Below are 3,373 nucleotides of genomic sequence, written 5' to 3' on the forward strand. Positions count from 1 at the left end.
AAAGCGTCCGGGGCTGCGCCCCGTGCTTTTCAACGGCGCCACGGGGATGAAGGCCGGGCCGCAGGCCCCGAGCCTTCAGGGGCGCGGGGAACCGCGCGAGAAACCACACACCACCCGCACCCGCCAACGAACCGCGCACCCCCGAGCTATGAGGCGCCCGGCCCCTCCCCTTCCGGTGGAGCACTCGGCCGAACGGGTGTTTCCTGGAGCAGGGGGAGCAAGGAGCCCGATCATGCGGATCCCACTCGCTCCACGGACCCTCACCGCGACCGCCCTCGCCGGCGGTGTCGTCACCGTCGCGGCCCTCGGGACGACGGCCCAGGCGGCCGGCCCGACGCACGACGACCACTCCGGCCGACTGGTCAGGGGCACCGTCGTCGCCCGCGGCGACCTCAACCTCCGGGAACAGCCGACCACCCGCTCCCATGTCGTCGGCTTCGTCGCACCCGGCGCGCATGTCCGCGTCGAGTGCGCCGTACGGGGCCAGAGCGTGTTCGGCGACCGCCACTGGTACTGGCTGCCGGAGGAGCGCGGCTGGGCCAGCGCGGTGTTCGTGGACACGGGCCACCGCTCCGTGCCGAACTGCACCGACCCGTGCCCGCGCTGGAAGGACTGCGACCCCTGCCGGAGCGGCCACGGCCACGACAACGGCTCCGGCTCGGGCTCCGGAAACGTGACGTTCACCTGGACCTTCACCGCCTCCGGCACCTGGGAGTGGGACGACTGATCCCCCACCGGCTCTCACCCCAAGCGGTGGCCCTCCGCGTCCTCGTGCGTGTAGTAGCGGTAGAACGTCGTCACGAACACGGCTGCGGCGATGACGAGGGAGAGCACCGTGGACATCAGGACGCTGTCTCCCCCCTGGCTGTAGAGGAAGCCGAAGGCGCAGCCCGTGAAGCCCGCCCACAGCGCGGCGTGCAGTTCCCGGGGCAGCCGGGGCGCGACGGCCTGCACGGCGAGGTGGAGCACCACGAACACGAACGCGCTCACCAGGCCGAACAGCACGTTCCAGCCGGTGATCGGGCCGGCGTCCCGGTTGAGGGCCGCCGCCCAGTAGCCGTAGACGAGGCCGAGGACCACGGCCAGGGTCCAGCGCGCGACGGTGTGGGTGCGCGGGCCGAAGACATCGGGTGTGGCCGGGGTCGTCCGCGGCATCGGTGCGGCCGCGACCCCCTGCAGCGGTGTGCCCGGCCTGGGTGCCGTCTGAGCCATGGGAGCACTCCTTCCTTCCCTCCCCCGCGACTGCCCGCCCCCGCTTACCAGGTCACACCTGGGGCGCCCCGTCGGCAAGTCGGCGTAAGGGAAAAACCTGGTCACGGGCCGGGGGCCGGGATGCGCGGGGCGTGGTGGCGTGCTTCGCTGAGGGGCATGCGGATGCCGATGCCGCGTGCCCGCCGGGAGCCGGGCCCCGGGGAGCGGCAGCTGCTGCGGGTGCGCGGCCGCAGCGTCGCCTGGCTTCCGCCGCTGACAGTGCTGTGCGCCGTCCCCGTGCTCGACTGGGCGACCGGCGGTGACTTCCGGGTCATCTCGTGGCTGGTGCTGGTGCCGGGGATCGCCGCCGCGTTCTGCGGGGTGTGGACGACGGCGCTGTTCGCGGTGCTCGCGATGCTCGTGTACTTCGCGGGCGACAACGCCTGGCCGCACCAGTACCGCACCGGCCTGCCCGACTTCATCCTCCTCGCCGTGGGCGGGGTGATGTCCGTACTGGCCTGCGCGGTGCGGTTGCGCGGGCAGGAGCGGATGCTGCACATGCGGGCCGTCGTCGACACCACCCGCAAGATCCTGCTGCGCCAGCTGCCGCCGCAGGTCGGCGGCCTCGACCACGCCGAGGTGTATCTCGCGGCGGACAGCGAGGCGCGCGTCGGCGGCGACTTCTACGACATCCAGCCGAGCCCGCACGGCACGCGCGTCCTCGTCGGCGACGTCCAGGGCAAGGGCCTCGGGGCGGTGGAGGCTGCGTCCGTACTGCTGGGCACGTTCCGGGAGGCCGCGTACTACGAGGTGGAACCCGGCACGGTGGCCGAACGGCTGGAGACCCGGATGATCCGCCACGTCCGCTACTGCGCCCATGTCGGCCGCGACGACGCGGAACGCTTCGCGACCGCCGTACTCCTCGACTTCCCCGAGCTGCGCAGCGAACGCACCGACTGGGGCCCCGACACGACGGGCCTCGACACCCTCACCGTCGACATCATCAACTTCGGCCACGAACCCCCGCTGCTGGTCTCCCCCGACGGCGTACGCGTCCTCGTGCTGCGCGACGGACTCCCGCTGGGCCTCAGCGAGTTGGAACCCACGAAACCGACCGGTCCACCGACCGCCGGCGGACCGAGCTGTGTGGGCGTCACCGTGCGGCTCGCCCCCGACGAGGCGCTGTTGTTGGTCACCGACGGGGTGACGGAGGCGCGGGACGGGGACGGGGTGTTCTTTCCCCTGCGCGCCTATCTGAGCCGGGCGATCGCCGCCGATCCGCGTGCCGCGACCGACCCGGCCGCCCTCGTGCGCCTCGTCCACGACGGCGTCCTCGGTCACACCGGCGGGCATCTCGACGACGACACGACGATCTTCGCGGTGCGCCGCGGCACCGGCACCGGACGGGCCCCCGGCGCCACCGCGGTCCCCTGACCGGAACCTCCCTCGACGGGGTGTTCCCACCCGGTCCTTTCCCCGTTTGCACGCGCAGCGGTTACGGTGCTGGCTGGCGTACGTGATCGATGGGGAGGGAACCGATGCCCGGAACCGTGCTGCTGCTCGCGGCCTCGCCCGTGGGCAAGGGGTGCCTGGTGGACGCGGCCTCCGTGCTTCCCGTACTCGCGGCCGTCTCGCCCGAGGTGCTGTCCGGCACGGGCACGGCGAACGTCGTCGAACTCGCCGACCCCCTGGAGCCGCAGGCCGTCCTCACCCGGCTGCGGGCGGCGGCCACCGCGCCCGGCCCGCTCACCGTGTACCTCACCGGGCAGCTGCAACTCGACCGCAAGCAGCGGCTCGTGCATCTCGCGCTGGCCCGCACCACCCCGGCGACCGTGCGCTACACCGCGTTCCCCTGGCACTGGATGGTCGAGGAACTCCGGCTGCGCGCACCCGGATCCACGACCCTGTTCCTCGATCTGCACGCCGACGCGGAGGTGTGGCGGCAACTGGCGGGACGGCCGTTGTCGGTCGGCCCGGGGGCGAACGTGTACGGGCGGATCGCGCCGCCGCCGTCCCGGCGCGGTGTGGCCGTACCGCAGTACATGAAGGCCCTCGCGACGATACTGCGCAGCGGACAGCGCCTGCCTCCCGCGGTCCTGCACGAGCAGGTGCTGCTGCGTACGACGGAGTACGGGGACATCCTCCTGGCCCAGGACGCGGGGGCCCCCGCCGTCCTGGGCCA

The 3,373-nt window shown here is 73.0% G+C and carries 3 protein-coding genes and 1 pseudogene; 3 read left to right on the forward strand and 1 reads right to left on the reverse strand.

Translation table 11 applies throughout. The annotated features are described in order from the left end of the window. Positions 1-232 precede the first annotated feature (232 nt). A complete protein-coding gene (locus AOK23_RS43035; protein WP_055717800.1) occupies positions 233-727 on the forward strand; it encodes an SH3 domain-containing protein in 495 nt (164 codons plus the stop codon). Between the two features lie 14 nt (positions 728-741). Here the strand turns inward: AOK23_RS43035 and AOK23_RS43040 are convergent, their stop codons facing one another. Beyond that, the gene (locus AOK23_RS43040) at positions 742-1,212 is read right to left on the reverse strand and encodes a hypothetical protein (protein ID WP_420823806.1); all 471 of its coding nucleotides are present in this window, start codon (positions 1,210-1,212) and stop codon (positions 742-744) included. Positions 1,213-1,368: 156 nt separating this feature from the next. On the opposite strand from AOK23_RS43040, the gene AOK23_RS43045 reads away from it, so the two are divergent. Then, complete coding sequence (locus AOK23_RS43045; protein WP_055717801.1) at positions 1,369-2,625, forward strand: PP2C family protein-serine/threonine phosphatase; 1,257 nt, start codon at positions 1,369-1,371, stop codon at positions 2,623-2,625. Between the two features lie 104 nt (positions 2,626-2,729). Further along, positions 2,730-3,373 (forward strand): annotated as a pseudogene (locus AOK23_RS43050) (hypothetical protein); the annotation flags it as partial.

This window comes from Streptomyces torulosus (assembly GCF_001419765.1).
Taxonomy (GTDB): Bacteria; Actinomycetota; Actinomycetes; order Streptomycetales; family Streptomycetaceae; genus Streptomyces; species Streptomyces torulosus.